Below are 25,362 nucleotides of genomic sequence, written 5' to 3'. Positions count from 1 at the left end.
AACGGGACCAAAGGCCCATGATTGTTCTGAAAATTCAAAGTAAAATGAAAAGTCTTACATAAAATGGTTAAAGGAGTGGTTTCACTGAAAAAGAAAATGCTGGCGATTGGTCTAACTGCCTCAATGGTCCTTGGGATTGGGTTTACCGGGACATTTGCGAAAGAGGGCGGACAGGAGTCGGTAATACCTGGTGCGCATTCGGTTGTTGAAACGTCTTTTAAAGGTGAAAATGGTAATTGGCTAACAACGAAAAACCCTAAACAGTTTCAGCAAGCAACTTTGTTTGGAAACATTGGACTGGCTCCTATTTATTGGGGAGATGAAAACGCAGGGACCGGCTGGKATCAAATGAACCAGCCAGCCGAGATTACAGGAACACAGGTCAATGGCATATTTGAGGATGCGCAATTTGTCATTCGCGTTCCTGATGACTGGAACGGAAAACTGGTTGTTTCCGGAATCCCGGCAACCAGGAACGAAACGTCCACCGATCTGTTATTCAGTGATTTTGTGCTTGAAAAAGGGTATGCGTTTGCGGCTATCGACAAAGGAACACAGGGGGAATGGGAAGATCATGATCCTTTTGCCAAGGCGAAAAACGCGCTGGTCGCAGATGATGATTCAGTAGCTGAGTGGAATCTGCGCTTTCGCGAAGTGACCAAGGCGGCACAAAGCTATCTGGCTGAACACTTTGCGGACAAGCTAATTAGTCCATCCGATTCCTCCAATCCGGCGAGCGACCTGGTTTCAGCACAGCATCCTGTTCCTACCTATGCCATGGGAATCTCAAACGGAGGCTATGTAGTACGCTATGCACTGGAGAATGACGGTCCGGAAAAAACCGGGGAACCCCGCTTATTTGATGGCGGTGTCGATTGGGAAGGCGTTCTCTGGAGTGAAAAAGCCCCTAACCTAATCAGTTCTCTGACAACCGTCGTCAACAATGCTGAGGAAGCCTTGTACGGTGAGGGCAAAGAACAGAAAAAAGCAATTAAGGAATTGTATAAGGCCGGGCTGCCTAAAGGGTCAGAGAATTTATGGGGTTACCATGACCTGGTGTACTGGTTCATTTCCCTTAACATTTACCGCGACCATTTTGATCCAGAAGCTCCTGACAGGATAGAATATCCGAAATACCTGAATATTGTAAATGGAGTCAGGGATCGTTCCTATGACCATATTTTCGAGGATTATAAATACGTAACCCGTCCTAAAGAAGTGAAAAACAACATTAAGGAAATTGCCAACACGGGAGACATCGAGGTCCCTCTTATTTCTATTACCGGCTCACTTGACGCCCTGATATTCCCTGAAATTCATGCTGACGGCTATCAGAAGCTCGTCAAAAAAGCAGGGAAGCAGGACATTCACCGCCTTTATACAATCGAGAACGGCAACCATGTAGACAGTTTGGTATGGAATACAGGTACTGACCCTGAAAAAAAATTGCAGCCGTTGCTCCCATATGCCCACCAGGCGTTTGATCTGATGGTAGACTGGGTTGAAAACGGTTCAAAACCGCCAGCAAGCAAAAAGGTGGGAACACCTAAAAATCCTGTAAAGGTGATCGATTTGAAGACAGGGAAGGAAAGGAACCCGCGCCAATAGGACGGTTTGACGCAATCAATGAGTATGTTTGGGAAGGATCCTTTTGCGGTCCTTCCTTTTTTATTGCATACATAATTCCCATACTTATTAAAAGACTAATGAAAGTGGAGGTGGTGCATATATGACTGATAAAGAATATTCACCTAGTGAAATTCCTTTTAGCATATGGGATACAGCGATCGATCGAAAACAGGAAACCCTTAGCCGCAAGATACAAGATTCCTTATCCGAAAATAAACTGGAACAGGGCGCTGAGGAGGAACGTTGAGCCGGAAAATTCAGGAAGGGAGGAAGCTGCATGAAGGAAATCACGTTATTTGTTCAGGAAGCCACTGAAGAACAGCCCATTAAAACACTGGAAAGTATCCTTGTTGATTTGGACGGGATTGAAAGAGCGCTTGTTGATACCGATGATGGGGAAGTAAAGATTATATACAATGAAGAACAAGTTACGCCGGACTGGATTAAATATAAAATCAAACAATACGGCATGCACCTTCAATGATCATTCTAAAAAACCCCGGTGCCAATTGGTCCGGGGATTTTACTACTACAGCCCTCCGCAGGAAGGCTGGCCAGGTTCAGAATTATCTTTCTCAACCGATTCGAGGCCATAGCCAGTTGCACTTATTTCATACTCAGCTTCTGTTCCGTCCCCATTTAAGTTGGGATGCCTTTTACTATGCTTATTCTCCAGGTGCTTTTTATCCATTTTTCCCTCCACTAAACCATTTTTTCATTCCATTCTATACTTTCCAAGATTCTGTAAAAAGATGTCCCGATTTCCGACAACTCCCGAAGAAAAGCAGGGCTCCAGGTCTGAATCACCCCGCACTAGGTCAACATCAGCATCCCTCATTCCATAAACAACAAAAATGCCGAGAAAGTAAGCCTCCCCCGGCATTAAAAAGGGCTGCGAATAGCAGCCCTCTCCAACTGATTTAAGCAGTTGCTTTTTGTTTTTCCTTTTCCTGTTCGCGCAGCTTTTTAAAGGATTTGGTCTCCGCTACCACCACTCCGGAAAGGAAGACGAGACCAATCAGGTTCGGTATGGCCATCAGGGCATTGAAGATATCGGCGATGGTCCAAACAAGACCAAGGTTCATTCCGGCACCAACAAGGACGGTTGCCACATAGACAATGCGGTAGAAGAGGATCGACCTTGTGCCAAACAGGTATTCAAAGCATTTTTCCCCATAATAGGCCCAGCCGAGAACGGTTGAATAAGCAAAAAAGATAATGCCGATGGTGACAATCCAGCCTGAGCCAGGGAGAAGGGCATTGAACGTTTCGGTTGTCAGTGCCGCACCAGTCAAGTCGCCGCCGATATAAAGGTTCCCCATGACAAGTGCAATTCCGGTGATGGAGCAGACAACAATGGTATCTAGGAAAGTTCCAGTCATCGAGATAAGCGCCTGGCGGCCAGGGTGATCTGTTTTGGCCGCAGCTGCCGCAATCGGGGCGGAACCCATCCCGGCTTCATTCGAGAAAACACCGCGGGCGACACCATAGCGGATGACCGCACCGATGGCACCGCCGGCAACCGCCTGGCCAGTAAAGGCATCAGAAATAATAAGTCCAAAAGCAGCGGGAAGCTGGTCCATATTTAATAAAATAATGATGAGTCCACCCAGCACATAAAAAATCGCCATGATTGGGACAAACAAAGAAGTCACTTTTCCGATGCTCTTGATTCCGCCAAGGATGACGAGAGCCGTAAAAATAGTTAATAGAACACCAGTAATCCAGGGATTTAAGCCAAAGCTGTTCTCTACGGCTGCTGCAACGGAATTCGATTGTACCGAGCTTCCGATTCCGAATGCAGCAACAGAACCAAATACCGCAAATAAAACGGCCAGCCATTTCCACCCTAACCCTTTTTCTATGTAGTACATCGGCCCGCCAGCCATTTGTCCGTTTTCACCCTCCACCCGGTATTTAACCGCCAAAATGGCTTCAGCATATTTGGTGGCCATACCGACGAGGGCCGTCATCCACATCCAAAATACAGCCCCGGGACCGCCTAGAACGACCGCCGTTGCAACACCGGCGATATTACCAGTCCCAATGGTCGCAGCCAGAGCCGTCATCAATGATTGAAAGTGGGTGATATCTCCCTTCGATTTCCTATCCTGGCTTCTGGAGAAAGCCAGTTTTAGAGCATACGGCAAACTGGAGAACTGATAGAAACCGAGACGGATTGTCAACAATAGCCCGGTGCCTACCAGCAGGACCAGAGTAGGGGGGCCCCATACAAAGTCACTCAGCCAATTCAAAAAATCTGTCATGTCTTCACCATCCATTTTCGTTTTTATTTGTATCCGCCTTGATCAGGCAGGAAAACACCAGGAAGTTTTATTGAAAAAACTTTTAGGTCACACCGATATGTATGTTGAAAATGATTTGATTCTACTATTCTCAATATTCCGTTATTGTAATGCAGTGCCAACAGCCTGTCAATGTATTTGGATGTATATTCCTGAAAGGGAGGGAAGCCTATGGGACAAAAAACAGCGCATAGATGAAAAAACTCCCATCCTGTTACAGGATGGGAGGCGGACCGCTTACTTGATTTCCTCTCCTCCGCCGGACAGGATTTTCAGCTGGTCGTTTTCGTAGCCAAGCTCGTAGGTCACCTTGTATTTCTTGTCATCTGTTTTGCTTTCTCCCCGTTCCTCGGCAGATATGACGGCCGTGACGGTTGACCCGCTTCCATTCTTTACGGTAGTCATCTCATCAACGGAAACCGAGACTGTTTTTAGGTATCCTTCGCGGAACTCCTCATAGCTTAAGCTAGACTGCCATGAGCTTCCAAGAAGGGAATAGGCTGTTACAAAGTCACGGGCATCCAGGCTTTCGTAAAAATAGGCAACCAGATATTCCGAATGGTCGGCCATTGTAAAGGATTCTTCACTGCTCAGCAAATCGCTTTCCAGTGAAATGTTCGGCAAGGACTCCATTGGAGACTCTGACCAGGCTTCAATGATAGGCAGCACATCCGTAATCGGAATGCTGAAGCCAATGTTCCCCTGGTTGGCAACAGCAGAATTGATCCCCAGGACTTCMCCTGTCTTGCCATCCACCAAGGGCCCGCCGCTGTTGCCCGGCGCAATTGGCGCAGAAATCTGGTAGAGGTTCTTGTATTCAAAAGGCGGGATATCCAGCGTGCGGTCCAAACCGCTGATGATGCCAGTGGTAACGGTATTTTGGAAACCAAGCGGACTTCCGAGCGCCAAAATTTCATCGGCAATCTCGCCTTTGCGTTCTCTCGCAATCGGAAGAGGGTCCATTCCTTCCATTCCCGGCACCCGGACGAGGGCCACATCTATCTCGGTACTGACCCCAATCACTTTGCCGTCGAATTCATTTGAATCGGTCGTCTTCACCTTCACATCAGAGGCATTTGCGACCACATGGGCATTTGTCACAATGTCCCCCTTATCATTGTAAAGGAATCCAGAACCAAGTGTGCCATCTTCCAGTTCAATTTTGACGACCAGCTTTTGGGTTTGGCTGATGATTTCTTTCAGCTCAAAGGAAGCCGGTTCAGCCGGGCCGCTTGTCTCCGCGATTAAGGTGGAGGCAGCAGTAAGACTGTTTGGGATAGCATCTTTCACGTAATAGTAGCCGTATACTCCGGTTCCCCAGATAACGAGCGTCGTGATGATCGAGATGATCCAGCTTTTCATTTGTATGCTCCACCTTCTTTAATTAAGATACCAGGTAATATTGTCAATATCGACGATTACATCCTGATGCACGCCGTAATAAACGTCTTCAAACGTGCCCGTTTCCCCAGGCTGCAATTCATAAGGGTACACGGAAGTCGATCCTTCATCGATTGTCTTGCCGCCTTCGTCGGATATCCGGTAGTGGATGGTAATCGAACTGATCGGGGCGGTTGCAATGTTCTCGATTGAACCCCTGAAATACAAGTCTCCATATTCATCCACTTCAGCAGTGAATTCCTTGACATCGACGGCTGCGGTCCGGTTGTTCAGGTCTTCCTGCGCTGCTGCTTCCATCGCTTGTTCGAGCCTTTGCTGCTCGGCCTTTTCAAATGCCTCTCTTTCCTGTTGGACCCGTTCTTTCAAGGCCAGCAATTTATCGTCGTTGACCGCATATTGCAGCCCTTTGTCGAGCGTGGAAGAGGCAGCGGAAAACTGCTTGTCCGATAATTCTTCTTCTGCTTCCTTCACCGATATGCTGACGATTTTATTTAAGATTTCGGTCTTGATGGCACTGGCTTCTTTTTCGGGAAAAGAGGAAAGGATCGAGAGCTTCCCGGCCAGCTGGTCGACCGTTGTCAAATCATTCAGCTGTTGTTTGACCATGCCGATTTTGATGGTTGTCTCTTTTTGTTTTATCTCTTCCTGCAGCGGGTGGAAGAGAGGGCTTTGATTGGCTTTCAACTTTTCTTTTAAACTGGCAATCTCTTTTAAGGCCGCTTCAAATTCTGTTTTTTTAATCAGTTCACTAACGGCAGCAAGTGTTTCTTCATATTGGATTGCCTGGCTGACGCCATCCAGGTTTTGCTCAAGGACCGTATAGCCGGGCCGTTTCGATTTGGCTTGCAGCAGCATTTCCTGGGCATTTTTATAGTCGCCGTCCAGAGCTGTTTCTTCCGCTCTGGCTTTAAGTGACATGACTTCTTCATTAATGCCATGTTCGTGAAAATAAGTGTAGGCTAATCCACCCCCAACGATAACCAGGCTGAACGCTGGTATAAGGGCAGGCAAGAACCTTCGGATGCCTCTCCGCCCAGGTTGTGAATGGTCTTCTTCCGACCTGGATTGGCGCTGTGGCCCGTTGTGGTCATTGGCATCAACTTTAGCCCCGCACTGGGAACAAAACCGGGAATTTTCCGAGATGCTTTCCCCGCATTGATGGCAGTACAATAGGATTCCCCCTTGAAATTTCCTGTTATGTCGATTCTATCATAAATTCCATATAGCCCATATCGAAAATCATTGCTTTACAGTTTTAAAGGATGGAAGATAAAAAGACAAACAACATACCAAATAAAATTAGTATATATGAAATAGGGAAAAGTGCAACGAAAAGCAGAAAAGGGAATTTCAACCTTTTGAAACCAAAGCGGTGGACCGTGAGCAGATAAGTTTGTTTCAGGAAAAACTACTTGTTACTATAGAACTGAATCTTCTTAATGAAAGGACCAATATATATGGCAAATATAAATATTCCCGTCTCGGTTTTAAACCTGGCCCCCATCAGGCAAGGCCAAAGACCAAAGGACGCCATCCAGTCGATGGTTGAGCTGGCACAGGCAACGGAAGAAATGGGATACAAACGCTATTGGATAGCGGAACATCATAACTCGCCGACACTGGTCAGTTCTGCAACATCCATCCTAATCAACCATACGCTTGAGCATACCAACACCATCCGGGTCGGTTCCGGCGGAATCATGCTCCCCAACCACTCTCCTTTGGTAGTCGCTGAGCAATTTGGGACCTTAGCCACAATGTATCCTGGCCGTCTTGATCTAGGGCTGGGCAGGGCACCAGGAACCGACATGATGACGGCAAGCGCGCTAAGGCGTTCACAAAACGACTCAGTCTATACCTTCCCGGACGATGTGGAAGCCTTGCTCACCTATTTTGGCCCGGAAGAGAAGCAGAATTATGTAAAAGCCTACCCTGGTGTTGGAACCAATGTACCCGTCTATATTCTAGGTTCCTCCACGGATTCTGCCTATTTAGCGGCAAGCATGGGGCTACCTTATGTGTTCGCTTCCCATTTCGCTCCAAGGTATATGGAAGAAGCCATCTCGATTTACCGCAGGAGATTCCAGCCTTCCCAGTATCTTGACAAGCCGTACATGATGGTCTGTCTGAATGTCATTGCCGCAGAGAGCGATGAAGAGGCGGAACACCTTTCCACTTCGATGAAACAATTCTTCCTGAATGTGGTCCGCGGCTCCCAGAATCCATTGCTGCCGCCGGTTGACACCATGGACGGCATCTGGAATCCAATGGAGAAGGAAATGGCAGAAAGCATGTCCAGCGTTACACTGATGGGCAGCAAGGAATCCGTGCGCGACCAGCTGACTGCTTTCCAGGAACATTATCATCTCGAAGAACTCATGGCCGTAAGCTATATTTTTGACCCTGAAAAGCAAAAGCGTTCTTATGGAATTCTCAAAGAAGTTGTCGATGGCAAATAACAGCGAAGCAAGCCGGATGGAGTATGTTCCCGTCCGGCTATTTTTTATAAAAAAAGAACAGGAAGGCTTTTTACTGCATCAATGCATGAGCATAGAACTGGTTTTCACCACTGTTTTAGGGGGTATATTAACGGGGGGTTGCTCCTCGCCCCTGATGGTCATGCTTATGGGTCCCCTCATAAGTCCTTAGCTGCATTTCTATTATTCATCCATGATTTGGGAGGAATGTGAAACTTTTCATTGCTTAATTTCGTATTATTAGTTGGAGGAGTTCCTCGGGAGGGCATATGTCGGCAGGGAATGATGGCCGCCACTGAAGCCTGGCTGCTTGTCATTATATGTTCTTCATCATATCCTCACGCCAGAATATGTGTGTGTAAAAACAATTTGCACCATGTCGCCTTTACAAATAGAAAGAAGGGTGAAAAATGAACTATTTTTTCCAAAAAGATGATGGCCATTTACATAATTTTCTTGGCTTTTTCTTGTGTGCTGTCTTTTTTTTATGGATGAAAACCTATATTGTGCAGGTTACACAGTTCCAATTGGGTATTGAGGGTGCTCTGCAGCATGTGTTGCTGTTCATCAATCCGCTAGGACCAGCGCTCCTGATATTGGGCCTTTCGCTCTTTTTTAAAGATGGAAGGCGCTATCGTTGGCTTATGGCCCTATATCTGATCATGTCGGTCTTTCTGTACGCCAACACCTTGTATTACCGTTTTTTCAATGACTTTATAACATTGCCTACCTTGTTCCAGACGCAAAATTTCGGCGATGTCAGCAGCAGTATCCCAACGCTGATCAAGCCTTATGATCTTTTGTTCTTTGCCGATTTCCTCGTCATGGGAGGAGCCCTGTTCTTTCGATACGTTAAGATGGAAGCTGGAGGGCTTTCCAGGAGAACAGCCGCTGCCTTTATTCTGGTTGCCCTGGGAATCTCTTCCCTTAATCTCGCCATTGCTGAATTGGATCGGCCTCAGCTTTTGACAAGGGGATTTGACCGAAATTATATTGTCAAATATTTAGGGATGTATAACTATGGCGTTTATGATACCGTCCAAAGCACAAAGGCTTCGGCACAAAGAGTGCTTGCAAACAGTGACGATATTACCGAAGTCGTCAACTTTACAAATTCAAACTATGCAAAGCCTAACCCGGAATACTTTGGAGTGGGGAAAGACATGAATGTCCTGTATCTCCATCTGGAGTCGATTCAAACCTTCCTCATTGATTACAAACTCCATGGGGAAGAAGTCACGCCTTTCCTGAATTCGCTTACCAGGGAAAAAAATACAATGTATTTTGATAATTTCTTCCACCAGACTGCACAGGGAAAAACAGCTGATGCTGAATTTATGGTTGCGAACTCTTTATATGGTTTGCCGCAGGGTGCCGCTTTTATAACGAAGGGCCTGAACACCTATCAAAGCGCTCCGGCTCTTCTGGGGCAGCGTGGATATACTTCGGCGGCTTTCCATGGAAATGCAGGCAGCTTCTGGAACCGTGATGAAATTTATAAATCTTTCGGATATGACCATTTCTTTGATTCCAGCTACTTTGATATGGACCCAGCACATCTTGCGGCTTACGGCCTGATGGACAAACCATTTTTCGAGCAGTCGATTCCCCTTCTGGAATCCCTGCCGCAGCCATTTTATGCAAACTTCATTACGGTGACCCATCATTATCCATTTACAATCAAGGAAGAGGAAGCAACCATTGCCCCGCATACGACCGGAAATAAAACGGTCGATAACTATTTCCAGACTGCACGATATGCGGATGAAGCGCTGGAACAATTTTTTGATTACCTCAAACAATCCGGCCTTTATGATAATACGGTGATTATCATGTACGGCGACCATTATGGGATTTCCAAGAACCATAACAAAGCCATGGAACAGGTACTTGGCAAAGAAGTGACCGCGTTTGAAAGCGCCGGCCTGCAGCGTACTCCGCTCCTGATCAGGGTGCCAGGGATGGAAGGCGGTGTGAACCATGAATATGGCGGCCAGGTCGACCTGCTTCCGACCCTGCTCCATCTTCTCGGAATCGATGCAAAGGATTTTGTCCACTTCGGAACGGACCTGCTTTCAGACAATCATGATGATATTATTCCTTTCCGGAATGGGGATTTTGTGAGTTCCAAGTACACCCTGGCTGAAAGCAAATACTATGATTCAGCTACAGGTGAACTGATTGAGGACGAAGAAATGCTCGAAGAAGCGCGCACGTATCGGGAAAATGCCAGGCAAAAGCTGGACCTTTCAGATAAAGTCGTCCATGCAGACCTGCTCCGCTTTTACACACCTTCAGGTTTTGAACCTGTCGATCGCACGGAATATAACTACCAGCCCCTGGTTGATGACGAACACCAAGCTGCCCGTTAACGGGCAGCTTTTTATTTCCCATACCTCCAACCTCGCCTTGAAAATAAATATCCAGCCTAGTTATGCGAGGATTACAGCGATCGAATAACGGGTAAAGATGGACAAACACATTTAATGGAGGTGCATAAAGTGAAAGTTGAAGTATTATGCAATGTTCAAAACTGTAAATATTATGCAAAAGGCGATAAATGCGTTGCCGATTCCATCTACGTAATTGGCCATCATGGCAGGGAAGCAGAAGATGTCTATGAAACAGCCTGCAAGACATTTGAAGAAGCATAAGAGTAAAACAGGACGTGAATCATTTTCCAGCTTTTTTATTCAATGAGCACACCCATCACGGCTATTATCAGCAATAACAATTAAGGAACACCAGAATCCCACTGGTGTTCCTTTTTCAATCCCGAGAAAATGAGAAAGTTATTTGATTTCAGAATATTTAAGCTTTACACTTTACCTTTGGAAAGGTACTTGGTAAAGTATATGGGAGTCTTTCTGGAGTTTTACAGGTTAAGATAAGGGGTGGAGCAGTACTTGAATATTTATGTGATCCGTCACGGGGAAGCCCAGCATAATATTGACAGAAGTGTCATGGCACATACACATGATTCTCAGCATAGCCTGACAGTCCTTGGGCAAAAACAGGTGGAAGAAACAGGAGAGTTCATGAAAGGGATATTGGATGACAAGACCATTGTGTACAGTTCGCCGTATTTGCGGACAATGGAAACAGCTAAGGCCATACATAAGCATTTGCCTGCAGCTGTCCCTTTTTACCAAAACCCGCTGATCAGGGAGTGGGAGCTGGGGAATCTTTATGACTTTGCCAATCGCACACCAGAAGCAAAAAAGGAATTCAAGGCAGCTGGCCAATTTTACTTCCGTTATCCTAATGGAGAAAGTCTAGCGGATGTATATTTGCGGGCTACCATGTTTATGAACACTGTGGTGGAGCGGGTGCGGAGGCAGCAACGGTATGAGAATATCGTCATCGTTAGCCATGCCGCCTTCATGCATATGCTCTTGGCTTTCCTGCTTAACTGGCCTGTCGACGATCTGCTGGGGTTCAAACCGATAGAAAATGCGGCAGTGATTAAAATAGACGAGACAGATAACGGAGATTATCTTTACGAAAAAATCTTTGTACCCACAATAAAGGTGGAATAAACCACACTGGAATGAAAAAAATGAAGAAATTTGTCGAATGGTGTTGCACTTCTGGGAAAATAGTATTATTATTATCCCTACATATTAAAAAAATATTCTTATAATTTCCAAAACATAAAAAATGGAAGTTATTAGGTACGAGGTGCAGACAAATGAAAGAAAAATTATCAATTTCATCCTATACTGCTATAGGAGTAATGCTATTCGCATTGTTTTTTGGAGCAGGGAATCTTATCTTCCCAGCTCAGCTTGGCCAATATGCCGGCGAAAATCTCTGGCCCGCCATTACAGGGTTTCTCATTACCGGCGTTGGTCTGCCGCTGTTAGGTATCATGGCGATGAGCTTCTCGGGAAGCCGCGACCTGCAGCAGCTGGCAGGAAGGGTTACTCCCGCTTATGGAATCTTTTTCACGGTGTTGCTTTATTTGACCATCGGGCCTTTCTTTGCAGCTCCAAGGACAGGCACTGTGGCATTTGAAGTAGGAATTGCCCCATTTTTAGGCGAGGGCGCCATGCAAATTGGTCTGCTTGTGTTTACTGTCCTATTTTTCGCAGCAACGCTGCTATTCTCGCTTTATCCCGCAAAGATTGTACAGACTGTCGGGAAATTCCTTGCACCAGGACTTGTGATCCTGCTTGGCATCCTGTTGATTACTGCGATAGTAAATCCAATGGGTGAGGCAGGAACTCCTCAGGCAGCCTATCAGAATGGAGCATTTGTCCAGGGATTCCTGGAAGGCTATAACACGATGGATGCCTTGGCTTCCCTTGTATTTGGCATTATTGTCATCAAGGCGATCCGCAATATGGGAGTTACCTCCACAAAGGGAATTTTGACATCCACGGCAAAAGCAGGGCTGGTTGCAATCGGCTTGCTTGGCGCCATCTATGTAGGCATTGCTTATCTGGGTGCCAGCAGTGTAGAAGTGATAGGCCTTGCATCCAATGGGGGGCCAGTATTAAGCTCCGCTGTTTCCCATTATTTTGGCAGCGTCGGTTCACTCCTTCTTGCTGTCCTGATCCTTCTGGCATGTTTAACAACGGCAATCGGCCTGACGATTTCTTGCGCAGAGTATTTCCACACCCTGCTGCCAAGATTCAGCTATAGGACCCTGGTTGTATTTTTCGTAAGCATTACCTTTATCATTGCCAACTTTGGACTGTCAAATATTATTGCTTTTTCCATTCCTGTGCTGATGTTCCTGTATCCACTGGCGATTGTCCTGATGCTTTTGGCATTTGTGTCTCCATTGTTCCAGCACAAACAGGCAGTTTATATGGCAGCCATCGGAGTAACCTTCATTATCGCCCTTTTTGATGGCCTGAAAGCATTGTGCGACTCACTTGGCATTGAATATTTCTCATGGATGACAGCCGCGCTTTCTTTCTTTGAAAGTACATTACCTCTTTACGACAAAGGGCTGGGCTGGCTCCTTCCAGCTTTGCTAGCCACCGTCATTGCAGCAGCGATTGTTAAAGTCCAAAAGGTTTCCACGGCGGAAGCCAACTAAATGAAATGACCAGAAAACCGGCTTTCCTGCAAGGGAAATAGCCGGTTTTTTTGGCAAAATATCCAGAGACGGATTATTTTCTGGTAGAATAAAGGTCAAAATCAACAGTATTGGGTGAATAATATGAAGTGGAAACGTCGTTCAAAGTATTATCTTGTCAGGCTGTTCCGATTGAAGGCGAGTCCGCATCAAGTGGCAATGGGCATGGCATTGGGATTTGTGCCAAACTGGTTTCCTACCTTTGGGATTGGTCCTGTCCTCTCTGCCGGCATTGCCAAGGCTGCGAAGGTCAATCTGATTGCCGCCGTGATCGGGGGATTCATCGGCACACCGCTTTGGCCATTTTTCTTTCTGTTAAACTATAAAGTCGGCAGCCTTTTTCATCCTAAGCCAAGCAAAGTAACGGGGATAGAGGAAGTCGAGTACCTGGAAGCCGTAAATGATACCGTTGACAGCTGGCAATCCGGAAGCGTGCAATTTCTGGAAGGTGCACTCATCAATGCCTTTCTTTCTTCAATCATTATTTATCTCATTGTTTTTTTTCTTTTTAAAAAATACCGAATTCCTATTTTAACGAAAATCAGGTATTAAAGATTGAATTTGAAATTTGTGCATACATTTCATCCTGCCATCTGCAAATAGTAAGAGCCATTATTTGTCTGACGAGCTCATCGCTTTCATAAAATAGGCAGTTGGGAGAAGGATACCGATACTTGCCTCTAAAAGCGCAAAAAAGCGGGCTCCGCCAACCGGAATAAGGTCTCCGTATCCTACAGACAAAATGGTCACGCCGCTAAAGTATAGCAGGTTAAAATAGGAGTGGTCTGCCGGTGCACCGTCAATCGTTCCGACCCTCAAAATGTCACCATCCAGGGAAAGGATGTAGTAAATAATACTGAAACCAAATGTGACGCTAAGCAGGATGATAAACAGTTTTAAAAATAAAACAGAGCTAAAATAGCTCTTTTTATAGGATTCATTGGCAAAAAAGTAATACAGGTTAGCTCCGATGAAAATAATTGTTGCCGATATTAAAAACGTAGACAAAACGAATCTTCCCTTCCTCCAAATTGCGTGTTCATTATGTGTTTGACCTTAAAGCATCTAGTTTAAACGTATAGTGGGAAATTGGGCTGTGGAAGAAAAAACTTATGGCAGAAATCATTTACAATGAAAGAAAAAAGGGGTTGTTATCATGGCAGAGGAACTTATATTAGACGGACACACCATTAAATTGGACGAATATGAAGAAAATTTGATGGATGGCTTACGAAAAATTTCGGTTCGCTTCAAAGTGACAAGCGAAGAATACCACGATATTGCKGTTTTACTTTATAAAGGGAGCTTTCAAGTAAGCGTACCAGAAAGGAACCATCTTTTTGAAGGGAAAATCGTCCAATACTTCACTTCACTCACGAACCTTTATCAAGAAGGCCAAACAGGGGAATACAACTTGACATTGCTTGAAATTGCAGGTGAGGGCAGCCGAAAATGAGGATCAGCATTTTGGACCAGGCGCCGATTGCCCGGAATGAAACCGCCAGGGAAGCATTGATGAATTGTGTAAAACTGGCTCAGGCAGGAGAAGGTTTGGGTTATACCCGTTACTGGATTGCGGAGCATCATGATCTGCCCGGACTGGCCTGTTCGGCACCCGAAGTGGTGCTGGGATATATTGGAGCGCAAACAAATACAATCCGCATCGGTCCAGGAGCTGTCTTGCTGCCTCATTACAAGCCATATAAAGTGGCGGAAGTCTATAACACGCTCGCAACTCTTTTCCCATCCCGGATTGATATCGGAATTGGCCGGGCACCAGGTGGATCGGCAGAAGCAGCCAATGCTTTATCGGATAATTTTCTGCAGCAGGTTTGGAAAATGCCGGAACTCGTCAGGGATCTCCTGCATTTTCTCGAAAACGACTTTCAACCTGGAAACGAACATGCAAAGCTGTCGGCCTCTCCTTTGCCAGAAGTTCCGCCTGAACCGTGGCTGCTCGGCACAGGCAGCAAGAGTGCCATTCTTGCTGCCGAAAATGGTCTATCCTATGCATTTGGCCAGTTTATGAGCGAGAAAGATGGACATGAAATCACTAAGCAATATCGGGACGGTTTTAAGCCTCGAAAAGAAGGGGACTCACCAGAAGTGATTTTGACGGTTTCAGCTTTTTGTGCCGAAACCTCTGAGAAAGCAGAAGAGATAGCGTTAAGCTCTATAATATGGTCATTGTCAAGAGGGAAGGGAAGCGGAATGAAAGGTTTGCCATCCATTGAAGAGGCCAAGAACTTCATATTGTCACAAGAGGATAAACAGGAACTAGCGAGGATGAAAGAAAAATTGATTATCGGGAACCCCGAGCAGGTGAAAGAAAAGCTCCTGGGACTCAAGAGCGCCTACCAGCCCGATGAAATCATGATTGTCACGATTACCCATTCGCTGGCTGATAAAATTCACTCCTATAAATTGATTGCTGAGGCTTTAAAGCCATAAACTAGGAAAGGCGGGAAGATGGAACCCGCCTTTTTTTGCGGCCAAAAACAGTCCATTTAATGGCTGGGGTAGGAAATATCATATTGAAGTTTCTGCGTTAAAGAGTAGGGAAAAGTATATTACCATTGTGTAATTGTCACAATGTGCTAAATACAAAATGATCAAATATTTTTAACTCGCACAAAATTCCTCCTAAATCCCAACAAACGTTCACGATGGTCTATAACATAGGCAAAAAATGAAACTGGAAGTTTTTGTTTTTAGCACATTGTGTTACAATAAGATTGAATATTCTTTCTTTTGTTCTGGTACATTCAAATTCATTAGAAACTTCATGTGGAGGTGGCCGTATTGAAAGGGAAACGTGATAGCACAGGGTTTTTAATCAAACAGCGTGCCTTTTTAAAGCTGTATTTGCTTACAAGCATTGAAAAAGAACCATGGTACGGCTTGCAGCTCCTGGATGAACTAAAAGCATCCTTTAAACCATATGGTTTCGTGCCTCAGCATTCTGAAGTGTACAGAGCTTTGCATGATTTGACGGAAGACGGAATCCTGAGCAGGAAAAAAGTAAAGGAAAATGGATCAAAATACAAGGAAGTCGCTGTTTACAGCATTGCCGACAAGGAAGAAGCCAAGGCTTACAAAAAGCTGGTGAAAGCCGATCTTGACAGGTGCGAACAGCTGCTGCGAAAAGCATTGAAAGACAATTTTTCCTAGTCCGAATAAAAATTTGCACAATCCAATATGTTCATACTAACCACCTTTAACTAAAAGAACAGGTGGATTTCTTTTCTCATAATAAAATAGGAAAAGGTGGCGTTGCAGTGATAGCTATTCCAAGACCGGCTTCTACCGTGATTTTACTGGACGAATCGTCCAGGGTGTACTTGACAAAGAGGCCGCAGACGATGAAATTTCTTGCGGGATATTATGTATTCCCAGGAGGAGCAGTCGAAACCGATGATCATACTGTAACCAGCGATCACCTATTTCGTTTTCATGATACAGCGCCATGCGGAATTGGCCATTATGTGGCTGCTGCCAGGGAGCTGTTCGAGGAAGTGGGGATTTTGCTCGTAAACAAACAGGATGGTTCTGAAGCCCGGATGGGTGAGGAAGCAGTATCCTTTTACAGAAAAGAGCTTGTCGCCGGGAGACTCTCTTTTATGGAGCTGCTTACGAAGGAAAAGCTCAAGCTGAATCTGGGTAGCCTGGATTATTTCGGCCATTTTATTACACCCGAAATCAGCCCAATCCGGTTTGATACCCGATTTTTTCTCGCCAGGCTGCCTGCCGGCCAGATTCCAAAACCCGACAGAAGGGAAATTGCTGATGCATTTTGGATAACTCCCGATCAAGCGCTGTCTGCTTTTCGGTCTGGCAGGATGCCGATGGTCAGGCCAACACTGATGTCATTAAAAAGCTTGCTGAATGACCAGATGACAAACCGATGATGCAAACATAAAAAGAGACATCCACAATGCCTGTAAGCACATCGGAATGTCTCTTATGACGCCGTTTCTCAGGCGTCTTTATTTTTTATTTTCTCCACATACTCCTGTACCATTTCCGGCGTCACATTCTTTTTAAACGGAATAAACCGCAAATTCAGTGTGTTGATTTGATTCGTCACTTCATTAATTTTGCTGGTTGTAAAAGGGAGCCCCTGTTTACAAAGCTGGACTGCTTCTTCGATATACACTTCCCGCTGCTGGTCAAGCTGCAGATAGGTTTTATAAATTCCATTCATCTTTTCGGCATGCTGAGCCAGCTCTTTATGTACGCTCATATTCCCACTCCTATGCTGATACTTCCTTGTCTTTATCGTACCATACCTGTCAATTCATTTCGCATGTTACCTGAGAAGATAGACGGGTTTCTTATAGGACACTTTCCCTTCGACCAGCAATTTCTCAAGGTGAGCTTCCGTCGTTCTTTTTGCTACTTCAAAAATGCTTGCATGGATCTTCCCGTCATAAATCAGTTTTGTAAGTGTGTCCGCATCAAGTTGAACATGCTCTTTCAGCAGCTCCATGATTTGCTTTTCCCGAGATATACGCCTGTCGAGCACGAAATCAATGTGCTTATATGGCTGCAGGATCCACTCCCCGTGTCCAGGTCCGACTTTGGAGAGCTTCAGTTGCCTTGCTTTCCTCAGGCTATTCATATAGGCTGCCATATCTCCATCCGGCCGGCCAATCCACGTAGTTCCTTCACCAACAAGATTGTCCCCGGCAAGCAGCAGCTCCAATTCGGGAAGATATAGGTTCAAATGCCCTTTTGTATGGCCAGGGGCATGAAGAACCTCCACATTATGTCCAGCCACAGTGAGCAAATCCCCATCCTTCAGGAAGGAAAGTTCCATTTCCGGTCCAATGGCTTCCCTTATTTTCTCTTCTTCCATCGTATGACAATAGACAGGGGAGGACCATTCTTTTAACTGGCGGACTCCGGGAGCATGATCCCGGTGATAATGAGTAAGGATAATCGCTTTTGGCCTTGCCAGGGAATGGTTTTTAATGGCTTTTTTCAGTTCGCTCTTTGTTTCATCCTGGTCATAACCGGCATCGACCAGTATGCTCTCATGCCTATTTCCGATTAAATAGCAATTTGTTGAAGTATGCGGCCAGAGCGTGGGGGTCGGAATGGCTACGCGGATTACGTGTATGCCGTCGGATTGGTTCAATATCCTAATCATCCTTTCTCTTGTAAAAACTGTTAATTGTATCATAAGCAATATAAAAAGAAATTTGAAGTGTTATTCAAACATTCAGACTATTGAACGATTCAAACAGCCTGTTGATTTTTGTTGTTTATTAGGGTTAAGATAAACTTTGTGCTTTTATCCGTTTAAATTTTCTTGCAATTCCCATTGTTTTCCTGGAGGATATCTTAGATGAAAAACCATTTATCATTTTCACAGCATATCGTCATTGGGGTGATGCTGTTTGCTTTGTTCTTTGGAGCCGGCAACCTGATTTTTCCTGCTGCGCTTGGCCAGTATTCCGGGGACCATGTATGGACCGCAATAGGCGGATTTTTGGTAACCGGCATCGGTCTGCCGTTGTTGGGAATACTTGCAATCGGGTTTTCCGGCAGCAAAAGTCTTCAGGATTTGGCCGGCAAAGTGCATCCTGTTTATGGACTCATTTTTACGTCCTTGCTTTATTTAACTATCGGGCCGCTTTTTGCGGCACCCAGAACAGCTGCTGTGGCATATGAAGTAGGCATTATTCCATTCCTTTCTTCGGAAAGCAGTGCAGGCGGAAGCTCGTTATTTTTGTTCACCCTCCTGTTTTTTGGTACAGTACTCTGGCTGTCGCTTCATCCTGCAAGCATTGTCGACCATGTCGGAAAGGTTCTCGCTCCTGCAATTTTACTTTTATTGATAGTATTATTGAGCTTCGCCGTAATCCAGCCGCTTGGAAGCATTGGGAATCCCCAGGGCGCCTATACAGCAAAACCTTTTTTGACAGGGTTTCTTGAGGGATATAACACCATGGACGCTTTGGCTTCTCTCGTGTTTGGCATCCTCGTCATCCAGACAATTGCTGCAATGGGTGTGAAGACAAGGCATGGAATTGTCACATCTACGGTAAAGTCCGGCATGATTGCCATCTTATTTTTGGGAATTATCTATGCTGGCATTGCCTATCTCGGCGCGACAAGCACAGAAAGATTTGGATTGCACGAAACCGGAGGACCTGTTCTAAGCGAAGCAGCATCCTTTTACTTTGGATCGTTTGGAATCCTGATGCTGTCCGTCCTGATCATTTTGGCCTGCCTGACGACAGCAATTGGGCTGGCAACCGCCTGCGGCAAGTATTTTCACTCTATATTCCCTAAATGGAGTTATTCGGTATTTGTCTATCTGTTTGCCTTGATTTCCTTTGTGATCGCCAATTTCGGATTAGCGAAGATCATTACGATTTCCATCCCCGTACTCATGTTCCTGTATCCGCCGGCCATCGCCCTTATTTTCCTGGCGCTATTTTCGGGGCTCTTCAGGAATGCCCGGCTGGTCTATGCAGCCACGACCGCTGCCACCTTGATTGTCAGTGTGATAGATGGATTCAAGACCCTTTGCGACTTGCTGGAAATCCCTTATTTCGGCTGGCTTTCCAGCATACTGTCCTATTATCAGGAGTATTTGCCGCTATACGAGGAAGGGCTGGGCTGGCTCGTGCCAGCCATTGTCGCAATGGTCCTATCTAGTGCCTGGGTCCGGATAAATAAAGAATAAAAGAATCCTGAAGGAGTACGCATGCCCCCATATTGACAAGAGATAGGATTGTATGATATTTAAAATACAATTAGCACTCTTGTTTAATGAGTGCTAATTATAAAAAACTAGACCAATATAGTAAGTGAAAGGAGAAATCCCTCATGGAAAAAGTCCAGTTTCAGGCCGAATCGAAACGGCTATTGGAGATGATGATCAACTCGATCTATTCACAGCGTGAAGTGTTTTTGCGTGAACTGATTTCCAATTCCAGCGATGCCATCGATAAAATCTACTACAAAGCGCTGACAGATGACTCGCTGACCTTTAATCAAGAAGACTATTACATAAAAGTGGTGCCTGACAAAGATAGCAAAACCCTGAGAATCATCGATACAGGAATTGGAATGACCAAGGAAGAACTCGAAAACAATCTTGGCATCATCGCCAAAAGTGGTTCCCTGACGTTCAAGAAGGAAAATGAGCTTAAGGACGGGCATGACATCATCGGCCAGTTTGGCGTCGGTTTCTATGCGGCGTTCATGGTTGCCGATGTCGTTACGGTTGTCAGCAAGGCCTTGAACAGCGATCAGGCTTACAAATGGGAAAGCGAAGGAGCAGACGGCTACATTATTGTTCCTGCTGACAAGGAAAGTGTCGGAACAGAAATCATACTTAAGCTGAAGGAAAACACTGAAGACGAGTCATATGATGAATACCTGGAGGAAAACCGCCTCAAGCAGATTATCAAAAAATACTCTGACTTCATTCGCTACCCAATCAAAATGGATGTCACTTCCTCACGTCCTAAGGAAGGAAGCGAAGGAGAGTATGAGCAATACATTGAGGAAGAAACCATCAATAGCATGGTGCCGATTTGGCGAAAAAACAAGAACGAGCTGACCGACGAGGATTATAGCTCCTTTTATAGTGAGAAGCATTATGGATTTGACAAGCCTTTAAAGCACATCCACATTTCTGTTGATGGCACGATCCGCTATAATGCGATTTTGTTTATCCCTGAGAAAACCCCGTTTGATTTTTACTCAAAAGAATATGAAAAAGGGCTTGAGCTTTATTCAAACGGTGTTCTGATCATGAACAAATGCGCCGACCTGCTTCCGGATTATTTCAGTTTCGTCAAGGGACTGGTCGATTCCGAAGACCTGTCACTCAATATTTCGCGCGAGATGCTGCAGCACGACCGCCAGCTGAAGCTGATTGCCAAGAACATCACCAAGAAAATTAAAAGCGAGCTGCAAAACCTGCTTAAGAATGAGCGCGAAAAGTATGAAAAATTCTTCGAGGCATTCGGACGCCAGCTGAAATATGGCGTTTACAGCGATTTCGGCGCCAACAAAGACACACTGCAGGATTTGCTCCTGTTCTATTCTTCCAAGGAAAAAAAACTGGTTACTCTTGATGAATATGTTTCAAGAATGCCTGAAGATCAAAAATATATTTACTATGCATCCGGTGAATCGGTTGAACGGATTGATAAGCTGCCGCAGGCTGAACTGGTAACGGATAAAGGATACGAACTTCTTTATTTCACCGATGAAATCGATGAGTTTGCAATCCGCATGCTGATGAACTACAAAGATAAGGAATTCAAGTCCGTTTCGAGCGGTGACCTGGGACTTGATCCTGCGGAGGAAACTTCCGAAAACAGCGAACAGCATGTAAATAAGGAACTTTTTGATGCGATGAAAGAATTGCTTGGAGGCAGGGTGAAAGATGTCCGGGCGTCGAAACGTCTTAAGTCTCATCCAGTCTGCCTGTCATCAGACGGTGAGATTACCATCGAAATGGAAAAGATCCTTCAATCCATGCCGGAAAACCAGAACATCAAGGCGGAGAAAGTGCTTGAAATCAACGTCAATCACGAAGTGTTTCAATCGCTGAAGTCCGCACACGAAAAGGATAAAGACAAACTCTCTCTTTATACGAATCTGCTATACAACCAGGCATTGCTTATTGAAGGTCTGCCAATTCAGGATCCAGTAGAATTCACTAATGATATTTGCAAAGTGATGGTATAAAAACAAGAACCTGCCGTTTTTTAGGCAGGTTTTTTGCTTCATATTTTTCGGTCATTGCATCAATTTTTAAACAAAGCAGCTCCGAAACCCCAATAAACTTTGACTCCTCACCCCTTCTTTTGTTACTCTCCCATATAGACACTAAACCAGCAAAGGACAAGATATGATAAACACGAAAATTTTAATCCGCGAGTGGCAGCAGGCGCTCCAGCAGGAAATCATCCATTTGAAAAAATTCGGCGGGAACAGGTTTCTTGTTACCAATGGAACCCTGTTAAGCAGTGAAAATACCTATACATATTATTTTGAGACCCTTTCACCATTGCGAATCCCTGTTGGTTCACAGATCAGGCTTGAATGGGGCAGCAGGAAGAACAGCGGTCGTGTACTTTCCTCCGAGGGAAAAAGCGTGATTGTTTCGCTTGAACATTCCTTTGGCGACCTCATTTCTGAGGCTTATTTGCTGCATGATCCATGGGAGCTCCTTGAGCAGCTGATAGAGCGGCTTGATGAAATAAGGAAAAGCAAAACCAAACGTTCAAGGATCAAAAAGCTGATGGAGCCATCCATGGAAGCCAGGCATCCTGCTGAAAAAATCAAAAGCAGCGTCCATGAGCTTGTTCTCCGGTCCAAATACAATTATGCCACTTATGTCTGGGGGCCCCCAGGGACGGGCAAGACTTATACCCTTGCCAGGACGGCTGCAAATAAATATTTCCAGAAAAAAAAGGTGCTGATCTTGTCGCACAGCAATCAGGCGGTCGATGTGCTGATCAGTGAAATCCATGCTTTCATTCAAAAGATGAACCGTTTTCGCCAAGGCGATGTGCTCCGCTATGGGTCCCAGACAGGCGAAACTCTCGCCAGCCATGAAGGATTAACCACCTATCAGCTGATTGAAAAGCTTGACCCCGCTCTGGCAGAGGACAGGGTTAAACTTTTTGAAGAAAGACGGCAGCTGAAGCAGGATTTGTCGCGCTCGTTCAGCCGGCGGGATTCAGACGAACTCCTTGAGCTCGAAACAAGGATTGCCAGGGTCCTGGAGAAAGTGCGCCAGCGTGAAATTGAATTTTTAAAAGAAGCGTATATTGTCGGCACGACCCTCGCCAAAGCAGCAAGCGATAGTGCCATTTATGAAAAGGAATATGATGTTGTCATCCTTGACGAGGCGAGCATGGCGTATGTTCCCCAAGCCGGATTTGCCGCGTCGTTAGGAAAAAGGGTGATTATTTGCGGGGATTTCAAGCAGTTGCCCCCGATTGCTGCCAGCAGGGATGCACTCGTTTCAACATGGCTGAAGGAGGATGTGTTTCACCGGGCGGGTATCGTCGACTATGTAGACGAGGGGAAACTGCACCCACAGCTTTTCCTGCTAAAAGAACAACGCCGGATGCATCCTGAAATTTCAGCTTTTACAAATAAATATATCTATAAATCCTTGGTAAGCGACCATGAAAGCGTCCATACAAGAAGAAACGTTATTGCCGTCCGGCAGCCATTCCCTGGAAAAGCAGCAGTATTGGTGGATACTAGTTATACAGGTATGCACGGAATCAGCGAAGCTTCCTCCAATTCACGCATCAATTTGTGGCAGCTGCTATTGTCGTTTCAGCTGATTCATGAATCTGTCCTCGAGGGCTCGGAATCAATTGGCTATGTAACACCGTACCGTGCCCAGGCGAATCTGATGGAAATGCTGCTGCAGGACATTTATGAAAAGGAAAGACATGGCAAGGATATTATTGCGGCGACCGTCCATAAATTCCAGGGCAGTGAACGCGATGTGATGATTTTTGATAGTGTTGATGGCGAGCCTCAAGACCGGGCAGGGATGCTCCTGACAGGAAAGGACAGTGAGCGGCTGATCAATGTTGCCATCACCAGGACACGGGGTAAATTCGTTCATGTATGCAACGGAGCTTTTATGCGGAAGCATGTGTACAGGAACAAAACCATCAGGCAGCTTGTCGAACATCAGGTCCAGCAGCAGCAATTGGTGGCCCCAAGCAAAATCGGCACCTGGGTCAAAAACCAGCATCACGCGCTAAAGTGGATGCACGCGCGAAAACTGCAGCCTGTGTTTGATGATCTTGTTTCGGCCTCATCATCCATTGTGATCAGTGTTCCAGCTGCCGGAACTCTTATCCAAGAGTGGCAGCAGCAGCTAAAAAACAGAAAAACAAACGTCACACTGGCTTGGCTGTGTGAAGAAAACCCGGTTGGTGTTCAAGCGGATCAGTGGCTGCCGCCTTGCTTCCCATTTCCATTCGTCATCATCGATGAAAAGATACTTTGGCTTGGCCTTCCATTGGAAGGGGCAAGTGGCGTCGAGCCTCCATTTGTTTCCGCAAGGCTTGCTTCAAAAAATGTGTGTGAATACATGCTGGGGCAGGTTCAGGCAAAGGATAGGCAGTAGCGGGGATATAAATCTTCCTGACGAGTAATCTGTCACTGCAAGGTAAAGTGCTTTTAATTGCTAGGCTAGTTATAGTATCCTTATAAGGAAACTTGCTGCAAAAGGATGTTACATAACATGAAAATTTTAAGCACTTTATTTAAAAAAGACAAAAAGCTGAACATCGAATTTTGCGAGAAGAATCTTGACAGATTTCTTAAGGATGAACAAGTGGAGGAGTATGGCGCGTTCCTCAGCAAAAAAAATGTTTTCCATAAAGAATACAGCTGTCAAAGCCATTGCGAGAGATGCAGACTGTCTCCCTACGCAATTGTGAATGGCGAGTATATTGCTGCGAATAGTTATGCTGAATTGCTGGAGAAGCTTAAACAGACTTCAGAACAAAACTAGAAGTGCATCGCCTTCATATATAAAATCATATGGATGGAAGGGGAATGAATGATGGAGCAAAAAACTAACGAAACATTATTTAAGGAAGTAATGGGAAATTACCCTACTGGAGTAACCGTTGTGACAACAACTGATGAAAATGGAGTTCCGCTCGGCCTCACGGTTAATTCATTTGCCTCGGTTTCAATTGATCCGCTGCTTGTGCTGTGGTCAATCGACAAGCGCGTTTCCTCCTACGAGCCATTCGTCAACAACGGCAAATTTGCTGTCCATGTCCTCGCGGGCGACCAAAGCGACACTTGCATGCTGTTCGCTACAAAAGGGACAGACCGGTTTGCAAGCTGCGAATGGAAGATGTCTGAACACGATTTGCCAATTGTCTCCGGAGCTGCCGGCGTGATGCAGTGCAAGACGTTCAAAACAGTTGATGCCGGTGACCACACCATTTTAATTGGAGAAGTCATCGATATCCAAAATCACGAAAAAGAGCCGCTTCTTTACCATAAGCGCAACTTTGGCAAAATTCCCGATGAGTTCTATAAATAAAAAAACTTTCCTGGCCCTTGCCAGGAAAGTTTTTTTATTGGTAAGGAAATTGCTCTGAATAGTTGCTGAACTGTTTATGGGCTTTGTCGATTTTCTGCTGGTCTTCTGCCTCGAGTTTATACCACCCATGCTTGAACATCAAGTTGAACAAATTGCGGGTACTGTCATGCGTTTCTTTCAAAATCTGTACCATGTCGTTATACAGCCCTTCATGGCTGGCTTCACGGACCGCAATATTCATGCTGTCGGTGATGTACTTGCAGGTGCTTAGCGCATCATTGACAAAATCCCGGTCGTTCATTTCGGGCGTCTTTACTTTTGGCAGTTCCCCTGTCTGCTGGTTGGCAATCTGGTTAGGGTTTTGCGATTGCTGGTTTTGCATAATATCAC

26 protein-coding genes are annotated in these 25,362 nt (G+C 45.4%); 18 read left to right on the top strand and 8 right to left on the bottom strand.

The annotated features are described in order from the left end of the window. Positions 1 to 84 precede the first annotated feature (84 nt). The 3 genes from ADU22_RS17080 to ADU22_RS17075 all read left to right on the top strand — a co-directional run bounded on the left by ADU22_RS17080 (position 85) and on the right by ADU22_RS17075 (position 2,113). Positions 85 to 1,608: a peptide chain release factor 2 gene (locus ADU22_RS17080; RefSeq protein WP_053364620.1), complete on the top strand. Its 1,524-nt coding sequence runs from the start codon at positions 85 to 87 to the stop codon at positions 1,606 to 1,608. 121 nt (positions 1,609 to 1,729) lie between these two features. After that, a complete protein-coding gene (locus ADU22_RS24760) occupies positions 1,730 to 1,876 on the top strand; it encodes a hypothetical protein (RefSeq protein ID WP_156324383.1) in 147 nt (48 codons plus the stop codon). Between the two features lie 30 nt (positions 1,877 to 1,906). Then, positions 1,907 to 2,113, top strand: coding sequence for a hypothetical protein (locus ADU22_RS17075; RefSeq protein WP_053363242.1), 207 nt, complete (start codon positions 1,907 to 1,909; stop codon positions 2,111 to 2,113). 45 nt (positions 2,114 to 2,158) lie between these two features. Here the strand turns inward: ADU22_RS17075 and ADU22_RS24755 are convergent, their stop codons facing one another. The 4 genes from ADU22_RS24755 to ADU22_RS17060 form a co-directional block, all read right to left on the bottom strand. After that, positions 2,159 to 2,320 carry a hypothetical protein gene (locus tag ADU22_RS24755; RefSeq protein ID WP_156324382.1) on the bottom strand — a complete coding sequence of 54 codons (162 nt, stop codon included), beginning with the start codon at positions 2,318 to 2,320 and terminating at the stop codon, positions 2,159 to 2,161. Between the two features lie 229 nt (positions 2,321 to 2,549). Continuing rightward, complete coding sequence (locus tag ADU22_RS17070; RefSeq protein ID WP_053363241.1) at positions 2,550 to 3,896, bottom strand: alanine/glycine:cation symporter family protein; 1,347 nt, start codon at positions 3,894 to 3,896, stop codon at positions 2,550 to 2,552. Between the two features lie 276 nt (positions 3,897 to 4,172). After that, the gene (locus ADU22_RS17065) at positions 4,173 to 5,297 is read right to left on the bottom strand and encodes a S1C family serine protease (protein WP_053363240.1); all 1,125 of its coding nucleotides are present in this window, start codon (positions 5,295 to 5,297) and stop codon (positions 4,173 to 4,175) included. A gap of 18 nt (positions 5,298 to 5,315) precedes the next feature. Then, positions 5,316 to 6,506, bottom strand: a complete 1,191-nt coding sequence (locus tag ADU22_RS17060) for a zinc-ribbon domain-containing protein (RefSeq protein ID WP_053363239.1) — start codon at positions 6,504 to 6,506, stop codon at positions 5,316 to 5,318. 287 nt (positions 6,507 to 6,793) lie between these two features. Between ADU22_RS17060 and ADU22_RS17055 the strand changes: the two genes are divergently transcribed. The 6 genes from ADU22_RS17055 to ADU22_RS17030 all read left to right on the top strand — a co-directional run bounded on the left by ADU22_RS17055 (position 6,794) and on the right by ADU22_RS17030 (position 13,454). Continuing rightward, entirely contained in the window at positions 6,794 to 7,795 is a 1,002-nt protein-coding gene (locus tag ADU22_RS17055) for an LLM class flavin-dependent oxidoreductase (RefSeq protein WP_053364619.1), read from the top strand. A gap of 428 nt (positions 7,796 to 8,223) precedes the next feature. Further along, positions 8,224 to 10,185 (top strand): lipoteichoic acid synthase, encoded by a 1,962-nt coding sequence (ltaS, locus tag ADU22_RS17045; protein ID WP_053363237.1) that lies wholly within the window; start codon positions 8,224 to 8,226, stop codon positions 10,183 to 10,185. A 129-nt stretch (positions 10,186 to 10,314) separates the two neighbouring features. Continuing rightward, the gene (locus tag ADU22_RS23975) at positions 10,315 to 10,467 is read left to right on the top strand and encodes a DUF1540 domain-containing protein (protein WP_064537361.1); all 153 of its coding nucleotides are present in this window, start codon (positions 10,315 to 10,317) and stop codon (positions 10,465 to 10,467) included. Positions 10,468 to 10,719: 252 nt separating this feature from the next. Next, positions 10,720 to 11,352 (top strand): histidine phosphatase family protein, encoded by a 633-nt coding sequence (locus ADU22_RS17040; protein ID WP_053363236.1) that lies wholly within the window; start codon positions 10,720 to 10,722, stop codon positions 11,350 to 11,352. A gap of 152 nt (positions 11,353 to 11,504) precedes the next feature. Next, on the top strand, positions 11,505 to 12,863 hold the full coding sequence (gene brnQ, locus ADU22_RS17035; protein ID WP_053363235.1) for a branched-chain amino acid transport system II carrier protein: 1,359 nt from the start codon (positions 11,505 to 11,507) through the stop codon (positions 12,861 to 12,863). A gap of 123 nt (positions 12,864 to 12,986) precedes the next feature. After that, a complete protein-coding gene (locus tag ADU22_RS17030) occupies positions 12,987 to 13,454 on the top strand; it encodes a DUF2062 domain-containing protein (RefSeq protein ID WP_053363234.1) in 468 nt (155 codons plus the stop codon). A gap of 60 nt (positions 13,455 to 13,514) precedes the next feature. Here the strand turns inward: ADU22_RS17030 and ADU22_RS17025 are convergent, their stop codons facing one another. Beyond that, on the bottom strand, positions 13,515 to 13,910 hold the full coding sequence (locus tag ADU22_RS17025; RefSeq protein WP_053363233.1) for an ion channel: 396 nt from the start codon (positions 13,908 to 13,910) through the stop codon (positions 13,515 to 13,517). 148 nt (positions 13,911 to 14,058) lie between these two features. Between ADU22_RS17025 and ADU22_RS17020 the strand changes: the two genes are divergently transcribed. From ADU22_RS17020 to ADU22_RS17005, 4 genes are all read left to right on the top strand, one after another. Beyond that, positions 14,059 to 14,358 carry a DUF3219 family protein gene (locus tag ADU22_RS17020; RefSeq protein ID WP_053363232.1) on the top strand — a complete coding sequence of 100 codons (300 nt, stop codon included), beginning with the start codon at positions 14,059 to 14,061 and terminating at the stop codon, positions 14,356 to 14,358. Continuing rightward, positions 14,355 to 15,353 (top strand): LLM class flavin-dependent oxidoreductase, encoded by a 999-nt coding sequence (locus ADU22_RS17015; RefSeq protein WP_053363231.1) that lies wholly within the window; start codon positions 14,355 to 14,357, stop codon positions 15,351 to 15,353. Before ADU22_RS17020 ends, ADU22_RS17015 begins: the two co-directional genes overlap by 4 nt. Before the next feature lie 351 nt (positions 15,354 to 15,704). Next, complete coding sequence (locus ADU22_RS17010; RefSeq protein WP_046524087.1) at positions 15,705 to 16,073, top strand: replication termination protein; 369 nt, start codon at positions 15,705 to 15,707, stop codon at positions 16,071 to 16,073. 107 nt (positions 16,074 to 16,180) lie between these two features. After that, the gene (locus ADU22_RS17005) at positions 16,181 to 16,810 is read left to right on the top strand and encodes an NUDIX hydrolase (protein ID WP_197280079.1); all 630 of its coding nucleotides are present in this window, start codon (positions 16,181 to 16,183) and stop codon (positions 16,808 to 16,810) included. A 68-nt stretch (positions 16,811 to 16,878) separates the two neighbouring features. Here the strand turns inward: ADU22_RS17005 and ADU22_RS17000 are convergent, their stop codons facing one another. Both ADU22_RS17000 and ADU22_RS16995 read right to left on the bottom strand, forming a co-directional pair. Then, complete coding sequence (locus ADU22_RS17000) at positions 16,879 to 17,145, bottom strand: DUF2533 family protein (RefSeq protein WP_053363229.1); 267 nt, start codon at positions 17,143 to 17,145, stop codon at positions 16,879 to 16,881. 66 nt (positions 17,146 to 17,211) lie between these two features. Continuing rightward, a complete protein-coding gene (locus ADU22_RS16995) occupies positions 17,212 to 18,042 on the bottom strand; it encodes an MBL fold metallo-hydrolase (protein ID WP_053363228.1) in 831 nt (276 codons plus the stop codon). Between the two features lie 210 nt (positions 18,043 to 18,252). Here ADU22_RS16995 and brnQ (ADU22_RS16990) point away from each other — a divergent pair, with 210 nt between their 5' ends. The 5 genes from brnQ (ADU22_RS16990) (at position 18,253) to ADU22_RS16970 (ending at position 24,972) form a co-directional block, all read left to right on the top strand. Further along, complete coding sequence (gene brnQ, locus ADU22_RS16990; RefSeq protein ID WP_053363227.1) at positions 18,253 to 19,599, top strand: branched-chain amino acid transport system II carrier protein; 1,347 nt, start codon at positions 18,253 to 18,255, stop codon at positions 19,597 to 19,599. Between the two features lie 143 nt (positions 19,600 to 19,742). Beyond that, positions 19,743 to 21,620, top strand: coding sequence for a molecular chaperone HtpG (gene htpG / locus ADU22_RS16985; RefSeq protein WP_053363226.1), 1,878 nt, complete (start codon positions 19,743 to 19,745; stop codon positions 21,618 to 21,620). Between the two features lie 163 nt (positions 21,621 to 21,783). Then, positions 21,784 to 24,036, top strand: coding sequence for a DEAD/DEAH box helicase (locus tag ADU22_RS16980; protein ID WP_053363225.1), 2,253 nt, complete (start codon positions 21,784 to 21,786; stop codon positions 24,034 to 24,036). A 117-nt stretch (positions 24,037 to 24,153) separates the two neighbouring features. Beyond that, the gene (locus tag ADU22_RS16975; protein ID WP_053363224.1) at positions 24,154 to 24,426 is read left to right on the top strand and encodes a DUF1450 domain-containing protein; all 273 of its coding nucleotides are present in this window, start codon (positions 24,154 to 24,156) and stop codon (positions 24,424 to 24,426) included. A gap of 51 nt (positions 24,427 to 24,477) precedes the next feature. Further along, entirely contained in the window at positions 24,478 to 24,972 is a 495-nt protein-coding gene (locus tag ADU22_RS16970; protein ID WP_053363223.1) for a flavin reductase family protein, read from the top strand. 34 nt (positions 24,973 to 25,006) lie between these two features. Here the strand turns inward: ADU22_RS16970 and ADU22_RS16965 are convergent, their stop codons facing one another. Next, the gene (locus ADU22_RS16965; RefSeq protein ID WP_053363222.1) at positions 25,007 to 25,354 is read right to left on the bottom strand and encodes a spore coat protein; all 348 of its coding nucleotides are present in this window, start codon (positions 25,352 to 25,354) and stop codon (positions 25,007 to 25,009) included. Positions 25,355 to 25,362: the final 8 nt, after the last annotated feature.

The organism is Bacillus sp. FJAT-27251 (genome assembly GCF_001273925.1).
GTDB lineage: Bacteria > Bacillota > Bacilli > Bacillales > Cytobacillaceae > Mesobacillus_B.
Note: the sequence above shows the minus strand (reverse complement) of the source record. Positions and strands in the feature narration are given on the sequence as shown.